Genomic DNA, 21,425 nt, shown 5'->3' on the forward strand with positions numbered 1-21,425 from the left:
GACTTATTATGTTGAAAGTAATTGGAACAACAAAAAATCTGAACGAAAAGCAATTCAAATTACTGTTTTAGAAAAAATTAATTTTTCTGAAAAAGTTAGTATCAAACAGAATAAAAAAGACGGAACAATTATCCTTTCTTTAAAAAATACTGACGATAAAAAATATAAATTCGAATGGTTGGATGAAAAAGGAAATAGACTTTACAATTTTGATCCAAAAGAGAATAAAACGGTTTACAAAGGAAGTGATTCATCAACTATCACTATCAAAAATGAATCATTAGGTTTTACAATTTTTGTCAAGAAAATAGATAAAGAAACGACATGTTCTAGTGAAAAAGTTACAATAAAATTGTAAAATAATTGGGTATTTTAATTATATTTCAACGTTAAAAAAAACATTTTGGATCAAAGCAGTGAAAATTTATATTTCGATAATATTTATAAATTTATAAGTATACATTCATTAAAATTAGTTATTGAAAATAAAACATTGAGATTTACAAGAGGTGATTATTTTAATGACCCATTTGAATCTAACCCTTATTTAACTCCTCTTGATTGGAATGAATTATATAAGAATACAAAAAATAAAGATATAATTAAATTCATTGCTAATCAAGCATTTGTAAAATTACAATCTAAAAATTACTCATCCTGTTTTTCTAAATCTTATTTAAAAGACAATAACAAACTTATGTGGGCACACTATGGAGATTCTCACAAAGGATGCTGTTTTGAAATAAAAAAAGATGTTATAATTGATATTTCTCATAAATTTAAACTAGCTCCATTTATTATAAAATATGTAGATAATTTAGCTGAGAAAAGGGATAGTTTAATTAATGATTTTTCAGATAATAGAATTTTATTTTTTCAACATACAAAGAAAAGATATGGGAATATGAAGATGAAGTTAGATTATTATTTCATAAAGAGTTTTGTATAAAAAAAGATATTAAATTCGTAAACAACGATGCTAATGCTGATATAGAGTTTAAAACTGAATACATTAGTAAAGTTATCTTTGGATTAAAGTCAGATAAAAATGATATCATGAATATTATTAATTTATTCATTGAAAAAAAACATATTCCTGAATTTTATAAGATAGATATTAATCCTTTTACTTTAAATCTATTTGAAGTAAATCTTAATATAAAAGATTACCTAAACAAGTAATAAAAAAATCCCTCTAATTAATTAGAGGGATTTTTTTATAATATTTCAGAATAATTATTCTTTAATTCTTTCTACGTAAGAACCATCTTCTGTGTTGATTTTTACTTTATCACCTTCGTTGATGAATAAAGGAACACGGATTTCAGCACCAGTTTCTGTCGTTGCAGGTTTTGTAGCATTTGTAGCTGTATCACCTTTAAGACCTGGCTCTGTGTATGTAATTTCCATTACAACTGTAGTTGGTAACTCAGCTGCTAAAGCTGTTTCATCAGAAGCACGGAACAAGATTTTTACTTCGTCACCAGCTTTCATAAATTGTGAATTATCAATCAAATCTTTGTTTAAATAAACTTGAGAGAAATCATCATTATTCATGAAGTGGAAACCATTATCATCTTCATATAAATATTGGTAGTTACGTGTTTCTACACGAACTTCTTCAATTTTATGACCAGCAGAGAATGTATTGTCTAATACTTTTCCGTTAGTTAATGATTTTAATTTTGTACGAACGAAAGCAGGTCCTTTACCTGGTTTTACGTGTAAAAATTCGATAATTTTATACGTATCATTATTAAAAATAATACATAAACCTTTTCTGATATCAGAAGTTGTTGCCATTTATTCTATTGTTATTTTATTAAACTCCCGAGCTATATCCTTTCATAATTCCACGATCACTTGTATTGATAAAATCAAGGATTACTTCACGATAATGTGAATCTGGGAATTTTTCTAAGATTTGTTCTACAGCCTGAGATACGTTATTTTTTTGTTGATATAAGATTCTATAAATACCTTGAATTTCGAAGATTTCTTCAGATGTGAAACCTTTTCTTCTCAATCCAATTGCATTAACTCCCGCATAAGCAACAGGATTTTTTGCTGCTTTAACGTACGGAGGAACATCTTTACGAATTTGTGTCGCACCAGCTACAAAAGCATGTTCTCCAATTTTTGTAAATTGATGAACCGCACTATAACCACCAATAAAAGCGAAATCTCCAACTTCTATATGTCCTGCTAAACCAACCGCATTTACGATTACGACATTATTTCCTACAACACAATCGTGCGCGATATGCGCAGTTGCCATAATCAAACAATTGTCACCAATCTTAGTATAACCTAATGCATTAGTTCCTTTGTTTACAGTAACACATTCACGAATCGTTGTATTGTCACCAATATATGTTAAAGTTTTTTCACCTTCGTACTTCAAATCTTGAGGCTCACCAGAAATTACTGTACCTGGATAAATTTTACAATTTTTTCCAATACGCGCTCCTGACATAATTGTTACATTAGGACCAATCCATGTTCCATCACCAATTTCTACATCTTCGTAAACAGAAGAGAAAGGGCTTATTGTTACATTTTCACCAATTTTAGCTGTTGGATGTACATAAGCCATCGGATAATTCATAACTTCCATTTGTTTATTATTCTTTAGTAATAACAGCCATCATTTCTGCTTCAACAGCAATCTGATTTCCTACATATCCATAACCTTGCATATGTACGATACCACGTCTAATTGGCTCTAGTAATTCTAATTTAAAAACTAAAGTGTCTCCTGGAACAACTTTTCTTTTAAACTTAGCATTTTCAATTTTCATAAAGTAAGTAGAATATTCTTGTGGATTTTCTAACTCACCTAAAATCAATAAACCACCTAATTGTGCCATTGCTTCTATTTGTAAAACACCTGGCATAACTGGTTCTTTTGGAAAATGACCAACAAAGAAAGGTTCGTTCATTGTAACATTTTTCACACCAATCAATTCGGTTTCTGTTTTAGAAATAACTTTATCAATTAATAAGAATGGAGGTCTATGAGGTAATAATTTGATGATATCATTGATATCGTATACCGGTTCTGCATTCAAATCAAACTCAGGAATTTTATTACGCTGAGCTAATTTAATTTGTTTGCTTAATTTTTTTGCAAAATTCGTATTGATTTGATGACCCGGTTTAGTTGCAATAATTTTTGCTTTTAACTTAGTTCCAATCAATGCCAAATCACCAATTACATCTAATAATTTGTGACGTGCTGCTTCGTTTGGATGATGTAATGTTAAGTGATCTAAAATTCCATTCGGACGTATCGCTACATCCTCACGGTTAAATGCTTTACATAATCTTTCTTTAGTTTCTGGTGTAATTTCTTTATCAACATACACAATTGCATTATCTAAATCACCACCTTTTACTAAACCTGCAGCTAAAAGTTGCTCTAACTCGTGTAAGAAACAAAATGTTCTAGAGTCTGAGATATCTCTTTTAAAATTCTTAATTGAAGTTAATGTTGCATTCTGCGTTCCTAAAACTTTAGTACCGAAATCAACCATTGTTGTAACTTGATACTCATCAGCAGGGATAGCTGTAATTTCTGAACCAGTTTCTGGATCAACATAAGTAACGATTTCTTTAATTTTGTAATACTCACGTTCTTTATCTTGTTCTACGATACCAGCCTGTTCAATAGCCTCGACAAAAAACTTAGATGAACCATCCATAATCGGAGGTTCTGCATTGTCAATTTCTATAATACAGTTATCAATATCCATACCTACTAAAGCCGCTAAAACGTGCTCTGTAGTATGTACCTTAACTCCTTTCTTTTCTAAAGTTGTTCCACGAGCAGTGCTTACAACATATTGTGCATCTGCTTCTACATGTGGAGTACCTTCTAAATCTGTTCTTACAAATACGAAACCAGTATCTGGATTTGCAGGTTTAAAAGTTAAAGTAACATTATTTCCTGTATGTAACCCAACACCTGAAAGAACGGTTTCTTTCGCTAAAGTTTTTTGCTTATCAGACATTAACTTTTACTTTTGTTTGTTTTCTTTTTCTAATTGATCTAATCTTTTCACAATTTCTGGAAATTTACGGAAATAAACGTAAGATTTCTTAAAATCAATCGCGTTAATTGCCGGAGATCCATACATTTGTTGTGCATCTTTTACATCAGCATTAATTCCAGACTGAGCCTGAACTTGTACAAAATCACCTATTTTTAAGTGACCTACAATTCCAACTTGTCCACCAATCATACAATTACGACCAACTTTTGTTGATCCAGCAATTCCTGATTGAGAAGCAATAACTGTGTTTTCACCAATTTCTACGTTATGTGCTACTTGAATTTGATTATCCAATTTAGCTCCTTTTCGGATATAAGTAGAACCCATTGTAGCACGATCGATTGTTGAACCTGATCCAATTTCCACATTATCTTCGATAACTACATTACCAATTTGAGGAATTTTCTCGAAAGTCCCGTCAGGATTTGGTGCAAATCCAAAACCATCAGACCCTACAACAACATTGGCGTGAATAATACAATTTTGACCAATTTCACACTCTTCATACACTTGTACGCCTGAATGTAAAACGGTATTATCACCAATCTTAGCATGATCGCCAATCGTTACATTTGGATATATTTTTACATTATTCCCAATCGAAACATTAGCTCCAATATAAGAAAAACTTCCAACATATACATTATCTCCTAGTTGCGCAGTAGAATTTACTTTCGTATATTCTTCTATTCCAACTTTATTATTTTTTATCGTATTGTAATACTGCAACAGCTTTGTAAAGGCTTGATATGCATCTTCAACCACAATCAATGTAGACGAAATAGAATCTGTTGCCACAAAATCCTTACTCACAATCACAATAGAAGCGTTTGTTGTATAGATAAAATGCTCGTATTTCGGATTAGCCAAAAACGAAATCGAACCTTCTTTTCCTTCCTCTATCTTCGATAATGTGGAAACCTCTACATTTGCATCACCTGTTACGGTTCCTTGCAATAATTGCGCAATCTCTGCAGCTTTAAATTTCATAGTCTGCAAAACTAATAATTATTCTTAAATTTATAAAATGATTATTTAAGTTATTTAACTTTTTTGTCAAATTCTTCAAATCGATATTTAAACGCTATGGTAATGATATTTTGTAATTTCTTGTTGCAAAAATTGCGTTAACAAACTTTTTTCTGAACTCGAAATTTCTTTTACCTCACCATTTTTATATAAAACCTTTATTGGACTTTTTGATTTTTCGTACGGAACAATTTTTATCGTTGTTTGTTCCACAAAATAACTTGCATCATCAATTCCTAAAGCATTTTCTACTCTATTTTTTTCAACCAAAATTTCTTCTTCGGATAATTTTGTATCCATCAAATATGATTTTGGTAATGTACGCTGAATGATATTTTTTGATAATTTACTCAAAATTAAATCATCATGAAACTGCCATTCTTTTATCGCTGATAAAACATCCGAATCGTCCAAACGCGTAAAAATTTCTAAACCTTCTTTTGATAAACTTCCAACTTCATTTTCTTCTAAAAAGTATTTAAAAGCAAACGTTGCAAAAAGATTTTCTCCCGCTTTTGTCAATTCTTTCGCTCTTCTCAAAACGCTAATCAAAAAATTCTCTGCTGTAAACGATTTCTTGTGCATATACACTTGCATGTACATAAACATACGCGCCATCAAAAATTTCTCGACCGACGAAATTCCCTTTGCTTCTATCACCAACTCATCATTCGAGACATTCATCATCGAGATAATTCTTTCTGGATTGATATTTCCTTCTACCACTCCTGTGTAAAAACTATCTCGCTTCAAATAATCCATGCGATCACAATCCAACTGACTCGAAACCAATTGCGACAAGAATTTTTTCGGATAATTTCCTTTAAAAATCTGAATAGCTAAAGTTAATCGATTATCAAAAAATTGATTCAATTCTTCCATCAAACGAAGCGAAATTTCTTCGTGATGCGAACCATTAATGATAGAATGTTCAAGAGAATGAGAAAAAGGTCCATGTCCCAAATCGTGTAATAAAATCGCGATTAAAGCTCCATTTTCTTCTTCTGGAGTGATGTCGACGTCTTTTCTTTTGAGAATATTTAAGGCTTTTTGCATCAAATGCATACAACCTAAAGCGTGATGAAAACGAGAATGTCTCGCTCCTGGATAAACCATTTCTGTTAAACCCGTTTGCGAAATTCTGCGAAGTCGTTGAAAATATGGATGTTGAATAATCTGATAAATAAGCTCGTTTGGAATCGTAATAAATCCATGAACTGGATCATTTACTATCTTCAACTTATTATTGTTTAATGGATTCAAACGTACTATTTTATCGGCAAAGATAAGAATTTTTACTCATTCTGAACGTTACTTTTTTGATTAAGAATGGTTTTTATAAAATATTTTAGATAAAAATCATTTTTGGAATTATTTATGCTAAATAATCATCGCAAACTTTGGGAAAACTCCAATTTTGTTTAACATACAATTTTGATTTTAACATTTCCGTTATCGCTATATTTGGAATAATTCTAAAATGTAGAAATCAATATAAAAAATAAAAATATAACAAATGGCTATAAAAATTTTATGGATTGATGATGAAATCGATTTATTGAAACCACACCAACTTTTTTTAGAGAAAAAAGGATACGATACAACAATGATAAATAATGCGACTGATGCATTAGAAGAAATAGAAAAAGAGAACTTTGCAGCTGTTTTAATCGACGAAAACATGCCAGGTTTGAGTGGATTGGAAGCCTTACCAAAAATTAAGGAATTGCGTCCAAACCTTCCTGTTATTATGGTCACAAAAAGTGAAGAAGAGCATATCATGGAAGATGCAATTGGTTCACATATAGCAGATTATTTGATTAAACCAGTTAATCCAAATCAAATTTTATTGAGTTTGAAAAAGATTTTGGATGCATCTAAAATTATTTCAGAAAAAACAGTTATCAATTATCAACAGGAATTCAGAAATATCACAATGGATATGATGAATGCGCGCGATTATGAGGATTGGCAAGAAATTTATAAAAAATTAGTTTTTTGGGAACTTGAACTTGAAAATATCGAAGATACAGCACTTTCTCAAATCATCGAAAATCAAAAAAGTGGAGCAAATGCAGCTTTCTTCAAATTTATAGAACGTAATTACGAAGATTGGTTGCATAATGATGAAGATCGTCCCGTTTTATCGCACACAATTTTCAATCAATTAGTTCGACCTCATCTTGGAAAAGATAAAAATGTTTTATTGATTATGGTTGATAATTTACGCTACGATCAATGGAAAGTTATTGAGCCAATTTTCAATCGTTATTATAATTCGGAAGCCGAAAATTTATATTACAGTATTTTACCTTCGGCAACTCAATATGCGAGAAATGCGTTCTTTTCGGGTTTAATGCCTTTGGAAATTGAGAAAAAATATCCTGAATATTGGTTGAATGATACCGACGAAGGAAATAAAAATATGTACGAAAGAGAATTGTTAGGAGAACAATTAAAACGTCTTGGAATGGGTGATTTATCGTATAATTATTTTAAAATTTTAAATTCTGATTTCGAGAAAAAAATTGCAGATGATTTTAATAATTACAAAAAGAATAACTTGAATGTAATTGTCTACAACTTTATCGATATTCTTTCGCATGCAAAAACGGACAACAGAATTGTTGGCGAAATTATTCGTGATGATAAAACGTATCGTTCGATCACAAAACATTGGTTTGAGAATTCATATTTAATGGAAATTGTGAAAAAAGCGGCGCAAGAAAAAATGAAAATTATTGTAACAACCGATCACGGAACAATTTACGTAAAGGAACCTACAAAAGTAATTGGTGACAAAGAAGCAAGTACAAATTTGCGTTATAAATTGGGGAAACAATTGCAATATGATCCGAAAGATGTTTTGGCGGTTGAGCAACCAGAAAAATTCCTTTTACCTAAGGTTAATGTTACGTCAAAGTATATCTTTGCAAAAGAAAATTTATTTTTAACGTATCCAAAAAATTACAATCATTTCGTTAATTATTACAAAAACACTTACCAACATGGTGGAATTTCGTTGGAGGAAATAATTATCCCAATGGTTGTTTTAACACCAAAAAATTAAATGGAATTTATCATCAATAATTTAGACGAATTACCAGAAGTTGCTCAAAAAATAATCGATCAACTTCAGTATAAATTAATCACTTTCGAAGGAGAAATGGGAGCTGGAAAAACAACTTTTATCAAAGAGTTTGTAAAAGCTTTGGGAACAAATGATGAAGTTTCGAGTCCTACTTTTTCGATTGTTAATGAATATGAAACAGATAAAGGAAAAGTTTATCATTTCGATTTTTATCGTCTAAATCACGAAGATGAAGCCTTAGATTTTGGGATTGAAGAATATTTATATTCTAATCAATATTGTTTAATGGAATGGCCAAATAAAATTGCTAACTTTATACCAGATGAACATCACACGATTACATTGGAAAATGTAGATGGCGTTCGTCATTTAAATTTTAGCTAATAGTATATGGACGGAAAAAATATTTTTACGCCTTTTTCTCAGGAAGATCTTATTCCTCAACCCGAGCGTTTAGAGATTCCTCATAAGAAAGAACGCTTTGATATTGGAATTCCAAAAGAAACAAATAATCAAGAAAAAAGAATTTGTCTTTCTCCTGATGCAGTCGAAATTTTGGTCAATAATGGACACCAAGTTACGATAGAAACTGGAGCAGGAGAAGGTGCAAATTATTCGGATAAAGAATATTCGGAAGCTGGTGCGCAAATTTCTTACAATACGCAAGCTGTTTTCGAGAAACCTATTATTCTAAAAGTTGGTCCACTTACTTTAGATGAAATTGATTGGATAAAACCAAATGCGTTAATTATTTCATCTGTTCCGGCGAATACTTTAAGACGCGAATATTTTCAGAAATTAATTACAAAGCGTGTAAACGCAGTTGGATTTGAATTTATTCGTGATGAACAAAATCATTTACCAGTCGTTCGTTTATTAAGTGAAATTGCAGGAACAACGGCAATTTTGGTTGCAAGTGAATTGATGTCTTCTACAAACGGAGGAAACGGAATTTTGATGGGTGGTGTAACAGGTGTTCGGCCAACAGAAGTTGTGATTCTTGGAGCTGGAACGGTTGCAGAGAATGCGACAAGAACAGCTTTAGGTTTAGGTGCTTCGGTGCGTGTTTTTGATAATTCATTAACAAGATTAAGACGATTACAACAAAATATAGGACAACGAGTTTCTACTTCTACATTAGATCCAAAAGAATTAGGAAAAGCTTTACGACGTTGCGATTTAGCAATCGGTGCACTTCGCGGAGAAACGCGTACACCTTGTGTTGTAACTGAGATGATGGTACAAAATATGAAAGCTGGCGCTGTAATTATTGATGTGAGCATTGATCAAGGTGGATGTTTCGAAACATCTGAATTAACAACTCATGATCACCCTATCATTATTAAGAATGATATAATTCATTATGCGGTTTCTAACATCACTTCTCGCGTCGCACGCACCTCTACCAAAGCGTTGAGCAATTATTTCTTGTCGTATTTATTCCAAATTTCAGAAGAATCTGGTTTTGCGAATGTGGTACAATCGGATAAAACTATAAGAAATGGCGTATATTTGTACAAAGGAAGAATTGTAAAAAAGAACTTATGTGATTGGTTTGATTTACCATTTCACGACATTAATTTATTGATTATATGACGTTTACGCAAAGATTTATGAATTATTTGATGGGAGTTGGAATTGGGTTAGTTTTCGTCGCTATGGCGTTTGGACCTCGTGCTTTCTCATGTAATTACTTTCCAAATGCAAGAGTTTTGGATGAAGCTTTTTCAAAAAGATTAGCTATTTCACCAGAAGCTCAAGCATTTTTAAAAGCAGAAAATTTAGATTCTACATTCTTGAAAAAAGAATTATTCAAAAGAAGTAAAGTTGATTTTGATCACTCGAAAAAAGATCAAGTTCCTTGTAGAGAATATTTGGCAAACTATAAAAGCAAAGACAATACGAAAGATTATGATTTTGTATTAGAAATTTGCAAAGAAGATTCGAAATTAGTTTCCATCAAAAAGAAATAAAACAAAAAAACCACTTCGTTTGAAGTGGTTTTTTTATATGATTAATTTATAAATTTCAAAATTGTTAAGGCAATTACAAAGATTAGTATTGCGACAATAATTACATCTTTAAACTGTACTTTTTTTGTTCCGAACTCTACGTTTCGGTTTAAACTTTTTCTTTTTTTATTGGATTGCATAGGTTGATATTTGACTGCAAATTTATTAAATATTATCAAATATCAAACCTTTATTTTATTCTAAAATATTTAATTTACAATAAGATATCTTAAATCCCAATTTCTATCTGAAAACGCGCGTACCAGTTGTTTTTCTTTTCTAAATTATAGAATTTTTGTTGTTCATACGTAAATTCTGCTTGTAATTTGAAAGCATGTTCCCAAATATATTTTGTCAAACCTAATGTGTATTGATTTGTATTCGGTGTAAACTCAAAAATTTCTTTATCTACTGTTTGAGTTGAATAACGTCCTATCACCTCCCAGTGTTTCGGGAATGTGTATGAACCTTGAAAATCCATTCCTTCTCCATTATAGATATAATTAAAATCAGAAATATCTGTAGGGTTATAAAATAACACATTATCAGAATTACGATTCATATAAGAATACATCAAATTCCATCCACGATATTTTAACATCGCATCCAAAAACAATGATTTTATATTAGCTGTTCCTCCACCTACAATATCATCTCCTAACATTCCTGCTGTTCTATGTGCTCTATCATTGTAACTATAAGCTCCCGAAATCATCAATTTTGGTGTTTGTTCGTGAACTAAATCACCTTCATAATTACTTCCACCTTTTGTAAATTCTCCAAGTGGAAACAACTCAACTTTTCCTGTATAAGCTAAACCAGTATCTTTAAAATTTGTCCAATTTCGTCCTTCACCAGTAGAAATAGCTCCTCTCAAAATATATGAGAATTTTTCTTGATTTCTTTTATTGTATAAAACCTGAAATCCAAAATCGCGATCGATATTAAAATCTGCATTATTGATAGATCGATCCGTTAATTGTAATGCTCCAGAAGAATTAACACGTTGTCTATTTCCCGGAAGTTTTGTTTGACCAAATCCTAAACTCCAATGTTTATTTGGGTAATAGAAAATCATCGCATCACGAATAATATTCGTATTCTTCCCCTCTTCTGCTTTTCCAACATCACCTGCTGCAAAAGATAATTGCATCGAATAACCAAATTTTGGATCTCCGATATATCCATCAAAACGCAATCTTAAACGACGAATTTGTCCATCAATATTATCTTCTTCTCCATCATTATGATTATAACTAATGCGATTTTGCATACGAAATCTAATATTGACCTGATAAAGACTATCTGGAGAAGTAATTCCCAATCCGTTACCATAGCTGTAATAAGGCGACATCATATTCTTAAAATCCTGTACAGTTTTCTTTTTAGATTCTGTAGAATCTTTTACTTGCGCATACGAACTGATTGAAAATACAATAAGTATTAATATTAAAAATTGCCTCATGTTTATTTATTTCTTGATTCGTGTGCAAAAATGCAGTTAATAAAATTAAATAATTGTAATGCGTAAATTAAATTAACGTTAACAATGACTCGAAGTTACGTATTCGATGATTGTCATCAATTTCTATGATTTCGATTTGTTGTGGAAAGATATTTTGTTGAATTTCAAAGAAAGTTTTTAGTTTTTCAAAATCCAAAACTTCGTCATGTACAGAAAGAAAAACCGTTGTATTTTCGAAACGATTCATATCCACTAAATATTGCGAAAGATTTTCTGGAAAATTATTTTCGACTTTCATCGACACATCAACCAAAGGATTTAACAAAATTAATTCACTCGATTTTCCATTTTCCTTTAATTTTTGTTGCAATTGCCAACCAAAATTCCCTCCAGTAGAACTTCCTATAATTGCCAAATCATTTACCAAACCTTTTAAATGTTCGTAAGCTTCAAATAAAATAGTTGCAATATTGTCCTCCGTTTTCCATTCAATACAAATAGCTGAAGGATAATTTTTTAGAATAGTTTTGAATTTGGTTGAATTTGCCGAACTATTTAGTCCATGGATATAAACAATTTGTCGATTATTAGTATTCATATTCAGTGCAATTATCCCTCTAAATTAAAACTTTTTCAAGAAGTTAATTATACATGAAATGTAAATTTAACAATATAATTGTGTTGTAAGAAATTCTTTTGACAAAAAAAGCGACCAAATTGGTCGCTTTTAAATATTAACTATAATTATTTCTCTAGATCAAAGCCCCAATCAATACCTTTATTAATTGCAGGAACACCTTCTGTCATCCATTTCGGAGCAGGTTTATCTTTCAGATAATGATCAAAAAATTGAACTTGTCGTTGTTGAATATCATTTTTATTCGCACGTTTTATCAAGTTATGATCATCTCCGTTATAATTTAACATCCAAACTGGTTTTCCTAAACGACGCAATGCCATAAACATCTCAATTCCTTGATACCAAGGAACAGCACCATCTTCGTCGTTATGCATGATTACAACTGGCGTCGTAACTTTTGGCATATTAAACAAAGGCGAATTTTCGATGTATAATTCCGGCGCTTCCCACAGCGTTTTACCGATTCTACTTTGCGTTTGTTCGTACTGAAATTGACGACTCATACCCGTTCCCCAACGAATTCCACCATAAGCAGAAGTCATATTAACAACAGGCGCACCCGTCCAAGCAGCAGCATACATATTGGTTGCAGTGATCAAATGTGCAACTTGGTAACCTCCCCAACTTTGTCCTTGTATAGCGATTTTACTTCCATTTACCCACGTATTTTTCTTCAACGCTTCTACTCCAGAATTGATATAATCTTCGGCAGATTTACCAGGATGACCAATTGTATATGAAATATCTGGTGTAAACACAATGTAATCGTTACTTACAAAATATGTGTGATTAATACGAGAAGGCGTTGGCGCAGGCGCTTGATAACGATTCAAATTATCCGAAAGTTTTTCGTAGAAGTAAACAATCATCGGATATTTTTTATTTGGATCAAAATTCTCTGGTTTATACACAACTCCTGTTGCATCTTTACCTGAATACGTTTTCCACGTTACCAACTCACCATTCCCCCATAAATAATCTTTTTGTTGCGGATTGATTGCAGAGATCTTTTTCTCATCTTTAAAATTTGTTGAAACATAAACATCAGGCGAATTTCGGAACGATTCTTTTGTATAAATAAATTCGTTGGCATTCAACGCTTTCTTCATTTTTTGCGTTCCCCAAGTATTCGACATGACAACTTCTTCAGGATTTTTTGCTTTCGAAATGATTGTTTGATAAACCCCTGATTGTTTATTCTGATTATTAAAAGCACCTAAATAAACTAAATTATCTCGATTAATTGTTTTAATATCATCATTTAATTGATTGATATCAAACGTAATATTATGTTTACGACCGAAACCATTTGTCATATTTTCTGGACGACGTTTTCCAACCAAATCAAACTCCCAAATATCATATCGATCTTTGATTAAAACCGTTTCGTCATTATCAGTAAAATAGGCAACTCCATATTCTTGCGCTAAAGTTGGTGAATCATTTTCTTCGTCATAAAATTTCACTTTCAGCTTTTTATTCAGAACTTTTGTTTCCTTTGTTTCGATATTATAGCTCGACCATAATCCATTTTCGGCATTATAAAAAACAGCAAATTTTCCATTCGGCGACATTTCCACTTTTCCAGCCAAAGCTTTTGCAAATAATTCACGCTCTCCCGTTTTCGTATTAATGATATAATAATCTTTACGACCTGTTACATCCCAATTCAAGCTTAATCGATAGGCATTATCAGAAGTTCCTAAAGCAAAATTTGAATTTCCTTCGTTCAAAATCTCGACTTGATTCATATCCAAATCCGCTAATTGTGTCACTTTTACAGGATTCGATAAATCAATCACAGATAGGTACGAACGTTTTTTCTCTCGCTCAAGATTCTTCAATTGTTGTGGTTGAATAAAATCGTCTTTGTAACTCCAAACATCCACTTTTGCATGATCATCAGCAATCAAAGTTGTGTCTTTTTCTGCTAATTTCGGCATCAAACCAATGAACAAAGAATTTCCATCTTTGCTAAATTTTGGTTGACGATTTTCTGAAACTTGCCAATCTTTTTTCAATCCTAACAATTCAGATATCCTGATTTGTTGCGGATTATTTGTTGTAGAATAATATAAATAATATGTTTTATTTTCCTTTTTCTCTTCGTCAGAAGTTCCAACAAAAGCGACTTTATTTGCTAATTCATCAAACGCAAATTGTTTAAAATCACCAATTGTATCTACCAATTGTTTTTGAACAAACGTTGCTGTATTCACTAAGAAAACACCATATTTAGTTTTATCTAAACTATCTTTTTTCTCTTGTTTAGTCGAAAAAATTAATTGCTTACCATTCTCGCTAAACTCATAATTCATCACATTTTTGAATGATTTTCTCTGACCTGAAATCAAATTTCTCAACACCAATTCTAACGGCGTATCTTTCTTATCTTTTCCAGCTGATTTTGCAACTTTATCCTTCGTTTTTGTAGAATCTGACTTGTCTTTTTTATCATTCTTCGTTTCTTCTTTTTCTAATAAATAAGCTAAAAGAGAACCTCCTTTTTTCGGTGTTTTGAATGATTTTATATTTGGTAATTTCTCGACTTGATTTGTTGCAAGATTTAATATTCCGATTGAATCTTTAGCAATTTCATGTTCCTTTTTCTTTTTGATTCGAACCAATTTCAAATCTTTATAAAAAGGTCGAATTTTAAAAACGGCAAATTTAGAATCTGCTGTAAAAACACTTTGTTCACCACGATGAAAACTTAGATTTTTATCCGTTTTCAAACCAAAAAAATTCAATGTATTATCACTTTCTTGTGCATTGACTTGATAAGCAACCCACGAACCATTATTCGATAATTCTTTCATTCCAATTGATTGCCATTCATCAAAAACAGTCAAATCTAATGGTTTCTTTTGCGCATCAACATTTGTTGCCAATAAAGCGATTGCCGCAGCATACATTGCTTTTTTTGTCATCAGTTGAGTCGCATAATTTTTCAATATTTTAGTAGATAATTTCGATTTCATTCTAACTAATTTTTATGCGTTAATTTTTAAAGAAATGTGAAAATACTAAAGTTTTTAGAAACTATGGGGATATTTTAGTTTAATAATACTTTTCAGTTGTATTTTTGTTAAAATTCTTTTTATGAAAAAATATCTATTAAGTATTGGATTCGGAATTTCGATGATTGCATCAGCACAAAATATTCAGATTGTTCCACTTGGTGTTTATGGAGGTAGCAATGAAAGCAATCTTTCATCTTATTTGATTGGTGAAGAAACAACAAACAGCTATTTAGCATTGGATGCAGGAACAATTCTTTCTGGAATCAATAAAGCAATAGAGAAAGGTACTTTTGAAGAACAAAACAATAAAATTCTGAAAAACTATATCAAAGGATATTTTATTTCACATGGACATTTGGATCATCTTTCAGGCATGATTATTAATTCTCCAGAAGATTCTAACAAGCCTATTTATGGTATTTCTGAAACAATTTCAGTTTTAAAAAATAAATATTTTACCAATGATGCTTGGGCAAATTTTGCCAATGAAGGTGAATCGCCAATTTTGAATAAATATTACTACAAATACGCAGAAATAGGAATACCTTTCACAATAGAAGGTACTAATTTCACAGGAACTATTTACGAATTGAGTCATGTAAACCCTTTAAAAAGTTCAGCAATATTAGTCGAAAATGGTTCAAATGCAGTCTTATATTTTGGTGATACAGGAGCTGATCGTATCGAAAAAACTCAAAACTTATCAACTATTTGGAAAGCAATTTCACCTAAAATTAAATCAGGAAAATTAAAAACAATGATGTTAGAAGTTTCTTTTCCGAATTCTCAACCCGAAAAATTATTATTTGGTCATTTAACCCCAAAATTAATGAACGAAGAATTAGGCGAATTAGCGAAAGAAGTTGGAAAAAGTAGGTTGAAAGGTTTAACAATTATCGTTACTCATATCAAGCCAAAAGATGATTATGAGCAAAAAATTAAAGACGAATTGTTAAAAGATAATCCATATAACATCAATTATATTTTCCCTAAACAAGGTGAAAGAATAACTCTTAAATAAATAATAAATACGAATTTATCATTTAAAGACAGAATAATTTTCAACTATTTATTTTAGTCGGTCAATTTTTATTATTTTGATAAATTAGCACTGTTGATTTTTCATTTATTCGAATGGCTATTTTACATTTGAATAAACCATAAAAAAATGATCGCGCAAATAGGAGAAATTTTATTAATCGACAACCAACAATATATTATAGCCGAACAACCATTACATCATTATTTTAGAGAATTAAATCATCCACCTTATTTTACTCCACCTTCGCCAACATGCTGGAGAGGATATTATGGGAAATGGGAATTGAGAAATGACGAATTGTTTTTAATTAATTTCAGAGGATATTTGGATGGTTTGGATGAAGTTGAATTGAATTATTTATTTCCAAAAAGAGAAGAAGTTTTTGCGAGCTGGTATTCTGGAATTATTAAAATTCCTCAAGGAAAATTATTACAATTTAATCAATTGACACATACATCAATTTATGAAGAGGATTTGATGTTATGTTTTGAAAATGGAAAACTAATCGATTATATCGTTCATAGCAATTGCGCAAATTCTGAACGAGAAGTTGAGATCTAATCAATCGAATACTTCAAAACTTGTCGGTGAATTCGTCTTGTTATTTGACCTTATTATTCTTTCGAATTCACCGATTTTTATAAAATAAAAAAACCAACTTTTCAGTTGGTTTTTTCTTTTATCATCAAATCAAAAATTAACAATTCTCGATTACGCTTTTTACCACGCGAATTACATTTGGCATTGCTGTATTTGCTGCATTTAATACATCTTCGTGCGAAACATCAAACGAAATTTCTGGCCCACCTAAATCTGTAATAATAGATAAACAGAAAACGCGCATATCCATGTGACGAGCAACAATAACTTCAGGAACTGTACTCATACCAACACAATCTCCACCAATAAAACGAACCAATCCGTATTCTGATGGTGTTTCGAAAGTTGGCCCTTGTAATCCTACATAAACTCCTTGATGAACCAAAATATCATTTGCTTTTGCAAATTCTGCCGCTTCATTCAACATTTCTCTGTCATATGCTTTAGACATATCCACAAAACGAGGTCCTAATTCATCGATATTTTTTCCACGTAAAGGATGTTCTGGCATCATATTGATATGATCTTTTACCAAACAAATATCTCCAACTTGGAAATTTGGATTAACACCTCCAGAAGCATTCGATAAAACAACTTTCTTAATTCCTAATCCATTGAAAACACGCATTGGGAAAGTTACTTCTTCCATCGAATATCCTTCGTAGTAATGAAAACGACCAGCCATCATCAAAACTTTTTTACCTAAAATAGTTCCGTATACTAAATGACCTTTATGCCCTTCTACTGTTACTTGAGGAAAGTTTGGTATATCTTTGTAGCTAATAACAACTTTATTTTCTACTTCGTCTTCTAATTTTCCTAATCCAGACCCTAACACAATTACAAATTCTGGTTGATCTGGCAATAAATTATTGATGTACTTTACAGCCTCATTAATTCTGTCCAACATACTCTAAAATAGTTTGATTAAATTTTTCTTTATCGTTAATATCGATACTAATCGGAATGTAGTATAAATCGTCTTTTATCATGGATTCTTCCATCAAACGCATATAATCTTTCTCCGTTGTCATGATAATTTTATCAAAACGCTTTCTACCTTCCGTATCTTCGTATCGTTTGTAAATATACTCAATTTCTGATTGACTAAAATTATGATGATCTGGATATTCTAAATGCAAGACATTTGCAAAGTTTTCTTCCGCAAATTTTACCAAACCATCTGTTTTAGCAATTCCTGTAACTAAAATAACATTCAGATTTTTCCAAGTCGATTTCTCAACATTATCCAATTTCCCAATCAATTTGTTATCATAAACAATTTTCGAAAAAAATAATTGCTGATGAGATTTTAAGTTAATCTTTTTCGAAATTTCTTTGTGTTTTTCTTCCGAAATTCTGTCTGGACATTTCGTTACAATTATAATATCTGCACGACGAACTCCACTTCTACTCTCTCTCAAATCACCTGCTGGCAATAAAAAATCTTTATAATATGGATTATTAAAATCTGTCAACAAAATATTGAAACCAGCTTTAATTCCACGATGTTGATAAGCATCATCCAACAAAATTGCTTCCGCATTATAATGATCAATTAATTTTTGCGCACCAAAAGCTCTGTCCTCACAAACTGCAATCAAGATTCTATTCTTGAAACGTTGAAAAAACTGCATTGGTTCGTCTCCAATATCATAAACTTTGGATGAATAATTTGCAATCAAAAAACCTTTTGTTTTTCGTCCATATCCTCTACTCAATGTTGCAATTAATTTTTCGTCTTTCAACAAATCAATTAAATACATAATATGAGGTGACTTTCCCGTTCCGCCAACAGACAGGTTTCCAACATTAATAATTGGAATTTTGAATGATGATGAACGCATCATTCCTATATTGTAAAACAGATTTCGAACCGAAGTTCCAATCCAATATAAACCAGAAAATGGAAGTAAAAATCTACGCCAATTCATTTTTATTTTTAATATTAAGCGAAAATACTATTTTCAATTTTAATTCTAAAAAAAGAAACACTTCATTTCTTTATTCAGCGAAAAAAAACCTATTCTATCGGAACAGGTTTTTAATTATTTATTAATCGTATAATTTATTCAATTCGTTGGCATAACTCGTTTTATCCTCTATCTTCCAACCATAGGTTTTGGCAAGGAAATACAAATCGCCAAGATTTTGAATTAATTGTTGATGTGCTTCTTGTTTTAGTTTGGTTTGATCAACGGTTTTTTCTACATGCTCTACAGCACGTTTCTTAATTCCGTTCAAATCATCTTTACTAAATTTATTGAAAACACTTTGATCCATGTCATAAAAACTAACATCTGGATACACTTGGATTTCAACTGGAGGAATAGATTTGATGATAATTTTTTTATTCACCGAATCCAATTCAATATCCATTTTTTTCAAATCATACGTTGCTTGTGCTTTGGCTTTCACCAAAAGTGTCACCTTTTTATCCGCAGAAAAAATATCAGTTAAACCTGGCAACGATTTCTTTGACGTGTGATTGTATAAATCTGAATAGGTTTGTTCTGCAACAATCATTTTATTCATTCGTTCGATTTGATACGCAATCACATGAGATTGTTCGGTATAACTTTCAGATTTGAATTTATCCATGATGAAATACGTTATCATCACACCAAAAATGAAGGCTACAACGACTAGAATTATTTTCTTTAAATTATTCATTTGCATAATTTGGAGTCAATGGCGTACCATTCACAATCTGTGCCAAATCTTCTTCTAAATAGCCAGAAACTGGAGATTCTACAATTCTACCAACTTCTTCTTTTTTATTATTATATACGATAATTGTCGGAACGTGAGTCACATTTTTATTGATTTCTTCTCCGTTGAAACTTTTCTTTTGACGATTTACACCAATCACTTTCAAACGATTTTGAGGAAATTTAATATCATCTAAAATTTTATACAAACGTGGCAATTCACGACGAGAATCTGGACACCAAGTTCCTACAAAAACTTCCAAGCGATAATTGCGTAAATCTTTTAAACCTTTTAATTTACTTTTTTCAACTTCGTACGTGTCATATTCGTGGTGGTACCATTCCTTAAAATCATCTTCTTCCAACGCTTTTCTAGTGAATTCTCCTGTCAACATTTTCTTCCCATTTTCAGCTGTAATCGTACGATTCAACACTTTATTTTGAGCAAAAGATTGTGTAGAAAATCCTAACATTGCCACAAGTGCAATTGCCAATATTTTTTTCATTGTATTTTTAGTTTATAGGTTAAATGTATAAATAATTATGAAATGATTTGACCATTTTCAACTTTAATTGAGCCAATTTCGAAAGTCGCCAATTGATTCAAAAAAGGATAATTTTTAGTTATTCCTTTATAAACTTGTTTTTCAGCATCAATTTCGAGATGACCAATAAATTTTCGTAAATCACCAATTTCAATAATTTTCGCGATTTGCACTACCGAATTATTTTCTTCGTTGTATTCATCTTCAAAATAAATTCCCAAATCAACAACAGAAGAATTTTCTCCATTTTGGATTTGAACATTATGAATGACAACATCCAAATATTTTTGTCCATTTTGAGGAATCGATAAATATTCATCAAACGGAAAATTTTCTTGCGTAGCTAAAGCATTCAATCCTGCTAAAATAGCCAATGCATTGTATTTTCTTGTTGTATTTCGTTGATAATCATTCGGAAAATGTCCCGCTTCAAATAATACGCAAGGATAACCCATTTTTGTAAAATTATCTCCAGTTGACATCGGATAAAACTCTGATGTATAACGACCTACATGACCAGAAATTACTTTTTGCAATTCTGTATTCATTGCCTGAATAATTCCCATAGTTTTCTCGCGAACTTCGTTTACATCTTCTTCAACATTATAAGAAGGAGCTAAAAATGATAAAGTCGCTGGGTTAGCGGTTTGTCCAACATTGAAAATCGTACGTTGATCATGTAAATTGAATAAGGTTTGATAATTTCCTTTCTCCACTTGATTTAACAAAACGTGAATTTCTGTTGATTCTTTTGCTAAAAAATCACGGTTAATATCAATTCCAACCGCATTTCTACGTGTATTAACATTTGCACCATCAGGATTTAGCATCGGAATAAAATCAATCGTCAATTGAGATAAAATGGTTTGAGCTAATTCAGATTTTTGTTCAAAAAAATTAATCACATCAAACATTGCACGCGTTCCAGAAGATTCGTTTCCGTGCATTTGAGACCAAATTAATAAACGTTTTTCTCCAGTGCCGAAACTTAATTTATAAATCTCGTTTCCTAAAAAAGATGTTCCAATTTGTTCTTTTTGAGTTGATTTTAATGAAAAATATTGATTTAAAGCTTCAAAATTTAACCATTTCGAATCAAAACCTTCTTGTCTGAAAGTTGAATATTCTTTCTCTAATTGATGAATATCAAACATATTTTTTACGTTATACGTTTATAAGTTCTATGCTATAAATTTTTAGAAAATATAATTC

21 protein-coding genes are annotated in these 21,425 nt (G+C 31.1%); 8 read left to right on the forward strand and 13 right to left on the reverse strand.

Going from position 1 to position 21,425, the window contains the following annotated elements; genetic code table 11:
- Both N5E64_RS04830 and N5E64_RS04835 read left to right on the forward strand, forming a co-directional pair.
- A partial coding sequence (locus N5E64_RS04830; protein ID WP_280036033.1) for a hypothetical protein occupies window positions 1-358 on the forward strand: 358 nt, incomplete at its 5' end.
- A gap of 45 nt (window positions 359-403) precedes the next feature.
- Window positions 404-949 carry a DUF2971 domain-containing protein gene (locus N5E64_RS04835; protein WP_115001037.1) on the forward strand — a complete coding sequence of 182 codons (546 nt, stop codon included), beginning with the start codon at window positions 404-406 and terminating at the stop codon, window positions 947-949.
- A 287-nt stretch (window positions 950-1,236) separates the two neighbouring features.
- On the opposite strand, the gene efp is transcribed toward N5E64_RS04835, so the two are convergent.
- The 5 genes from efp to N5E64_RS04860 all read right to left on the reverse strand — a co-directional run bounded on the left by efp (window position 1,237) and on the right by N5E64_RS04860 (window position 6,323).
- Complete coding sequence (efp, locus tag N5E64_RS04840; RefSeq protein WP_038336113.1) at window positions 1,237-1,803, reverse strand: elongation factor P; 567 nt, start codon at window positions 1,801-1,803, stop codon at window positions 1,237-1,239.
- Between the two features lie 19 nt (window positions 1,804-1,822).
- Window positions 1,823-2,608, reverse strand: coding sequence for an acyl-ACP--UDP-N-acetylglucosamine O-acyltransferase (lpxA, locus tag N5E64_RS04845; RefSeq protein WP_280036118.1), 786 nt, complete (start codon window positions 2,606-2,608; stop codon window positions 1,823-1,825).
- Window positions 2,609-2,624: 16 nt separating this feature from the next.
- Entirely contained in the window at window positions 2,625-4,013 is a 1,389-nt protein-coding gene (locus tag N5E64_RS04850; RefSeq protein WP_280036037.1) for a bifunctional UDP-3-O-[3-hydroxymyristoyl] N-acetylglucosamine deacetylase/3-hydroxyacyl-ACP dehydratase, read from the reverse strand.
- Between the two features lie 6 nt (window positions 4,014-4,019).
- Entirely contained in the window at window positions 4,020-5,045 is a 1,026-nt protein-coding gene (gene lpxD / locus N5E64_RS04855; protein ID WP_280036039.1) for a UDP-3-O-(3-hydroxymyristoyl)glucosamine N-acyltransferase, read from the reverse strand.
- 87 nt (window positions 5,046-5,132) lie between these two features.
- On the reverse strand, window positions 5,133-6,323 hold the full coding sequence (locus N5E64_RS04860; protein ID WP_280036041.1) for an HD domain-containing protein: 1,191 nt from the start codon (window positions 6,321-6,323) through the stop codon (window positions 5,133-5,135).
- 277 nt (window positions 6,324-6,600) lie between these two features.
- Here N5E64_RS04860 and N5E64_RS04865 point away from each other — a divergent pair, with 277 nt between their 5' ends.
- The 4 genes from N5E64_RS04865 to N5E64_RS04880 are packed head-to-tail and all read left to right on the forward strand — an operon-like array spanning window position 6,601 to window position 10,148.
- Window positions 6,601-8,154 carry a bifunctional response regulator/alkaline phosphatase family protein gene (locus N5E64_RS04865; RefSeq protein WP_280036043.1) on the forward strand — a complete coding sequence of 518 codons (1,554 nt, stop codon included), beginning with the start codon at window positions 6,601-6,603 and terminating at the stop codon, window positions 8,152-8,154.
- Window positions 8,155-8,559 (forward strand): tRNA (adenosine(37)-N6)-threonylcarbamoyltransferase complex ATPase subunit type 1 TsaE, encoded by a 405-nt coding sequence (gene tsaE / locus N5E64_RS04870; RefSeq protein ID WP_115001044.1) that lies wholly within the window; start codon window positions 8,155-8,157, stop codon window positions 8,557-8,559.
- Between the two features lie 6 nt (window positions 8,560-8,565).
- Window positions 8,566-9,771, forward strand: coding sequence for an alanine dehydrogenase (locus N5E64_RS04875; protein WP_280036045.1), 1,206 nt, complete (start codon window positions 8,566-8,568; stop codon window positions 9,769-9,771).
- Window positions 9,772-9,788: 17 nt separating this feature from the next.
- On the forward strand, window positions 9,789-10,148 hold the full coding sequence (locus N5E64_RS04880; protein ID WP_125350441.1) for a hypothetical protein: 360 nt from the start codon (window positions 9,789-9,791) through the stop codon (window positions 10,146-10,148).
- 268 nt (window positions 10,149-10,416) lie between these two features.
- Here the strand turns inward: N5E64_RS04880 and N5E64_RS04885 are convergent, their stop codons facing one another.
- From N5E64_RS04885 to N5E64_RS04895, 3 genes are all read right to left on the reverse strand, one after another.
- Window positions 10,417-11,652, reverse strand: a complete 1,236-nt coding sequence (locus N5E64_RS04885) for a porin (RefSeq protein WP_115001047.1) — start codon at window positions 11,650-11,652, stop codon at window positions 10,417-10,419.
- Window positions 11,653-11,719: 67 nt separating this feature from the next.
- The gene (locus N5E64_RS04890) at window positions 11,720-12,250 is read right to left on the reverse strand and encodes a YqiA/YcfP family alpha/beta fold hydrolase (RefSeq protein WP_219035345.1); all 531 of its coding nucleotides are present in this window, start codon (window positions 12,248-12,250) and stop codon (window positions 11,720-11,722) included.
- A 146-nt stretch (window positions 12,251-12,396) separates the two neighbouring features.
- Complete coding sequence (locus tag N5E64_RS04895) at window positions 12,397-15,273, reverse strand: S9 family peptidase (RefSeq protein ID WP_280036049.1); 2,877 nt, start codon at window positions 15,271-15,273, stop codon at window positions 12,397-12,399.
- Window positions 15,274-15,394: 121 nt separating this feature from the next.
- Between N5E64_RS04895 and N5E64_RS04900 the strand changes: the two genes are divergently transcribed.
- Together N5E64_RS04900 and N5E64_RS04905 are read left to right on the forward strand one after the other, a co-directional pair.
- Window positions 15,395-16,336 carry an MBL fold metallo-hydrolase gene (locus tag N5E64_RS04900; RefSeq protein ID WP_221856530.1) on the forward strand — a complete coding sequence of 314 codons (942 nt, stop codon included), beginning with the start codon at window positions 15,395-15,397 and terminating at the stop codon, window positions 16,334-16,336.
- 147 nt (window positions 16,337-16,483) lie between these two features.
- Window positions 16,484-16,918, forward strand: coding sequence for a hypothetical protein (locus tag N5E64_RS04905; protein WP_280036051.1), 435 nt, complete (start codon window positions 16,484-16,486; stop codon window positions 16,916-16,918).
- A 136-nt stretch (window positions 16,919-17,054) separates the two neighbouring features.
- Here N5E64_RS04905 and N5E64_RS04910 read toward each other — a convergent pair whose 3' ends face one another.
- The 5 genes from N5E64_RS04910 to N5E64_RS04930 all read right to left on the reverse strand — a co-directional run bounded on the left by N5E64_RS04910 (window position 17,055) and on the right by N5E64_RS04930 (window position 21,367).
- Window positions 17,055-17,867 (reverse strand): purine-nucleoside phosphorylase, encoded by an 813-nt coding sequence (locus tag N5E64_RS04910; protein ID WP_280036054.1) that lies wholly within the window; start codon window positions 17,865-17,867, stop codon window positions 17,055-17,057.
- Window positions 17,851-18,891, reverse strand: coding sequence for a tetraacyldisaccharide 4'-kinase (lpxK, locus tag N5E64_RS04915; protein ID WP_125350446.1), 1,041 nt, complete (start codon window positions 18,889-18,891; stop codon window positions 17,851-17,853). The genes N5E64_RS04910 and lpxK overlap by 17 nt, the downstream gene beginning before the upstream one ends.
- Before the next feature lie 121 nt (window positions 18,892-19,012).
- Window positions 19,013-19,630 (reverse strand): DUF4230 domain-containing protein, encoded by a 618-nt coding sequence (locus N5E64_RS04920; protein WP_052217853.1) that lies wholly within the window; start codon window positions 19,628-19,630, stop codon window positions 19,013-19,015.
- Complete coding sequence (locus N5E64_RS04925; protein ID WP_038336090.1) at window positions 19,623-20,174, reverse strand: thioredoxin family protein; 552 nt, start codon at window positions 20,172-20,174, stop codon at window positions 19,623-19,625. The genes N5E64_RS04920 and N5E64_RS04925 overlap by 8 nt, the downstream gene beginning before the upstream one ends.
- A gap of 35 nt (window positions 20,175-20,209) precedes the next feature.
- Window positions 20,210-21,367 (reverse strand): M14 family zinc carboxypeptidase, encoded by a 1,158-nt coding sequence (locus N5E64_RS04930; protein WP_038336088.1) that lies wholly within the window; start codon window positions 21,365-21,367, stop codon window positions 20,210-20,212.
- Window positions 21,368-21,425: the final 58 nt, after the last annotated feature.

It is taken from the genome of Empedobacter sp. GD03739, from assembly GCF_029843245.1.
Classification (GTDB): Bacteria; Bacteroidota; Bacteroidia; order Flavobacteriales; family Weeksellaceae; genus Empedobacter; species Empedobacter falsenii_B.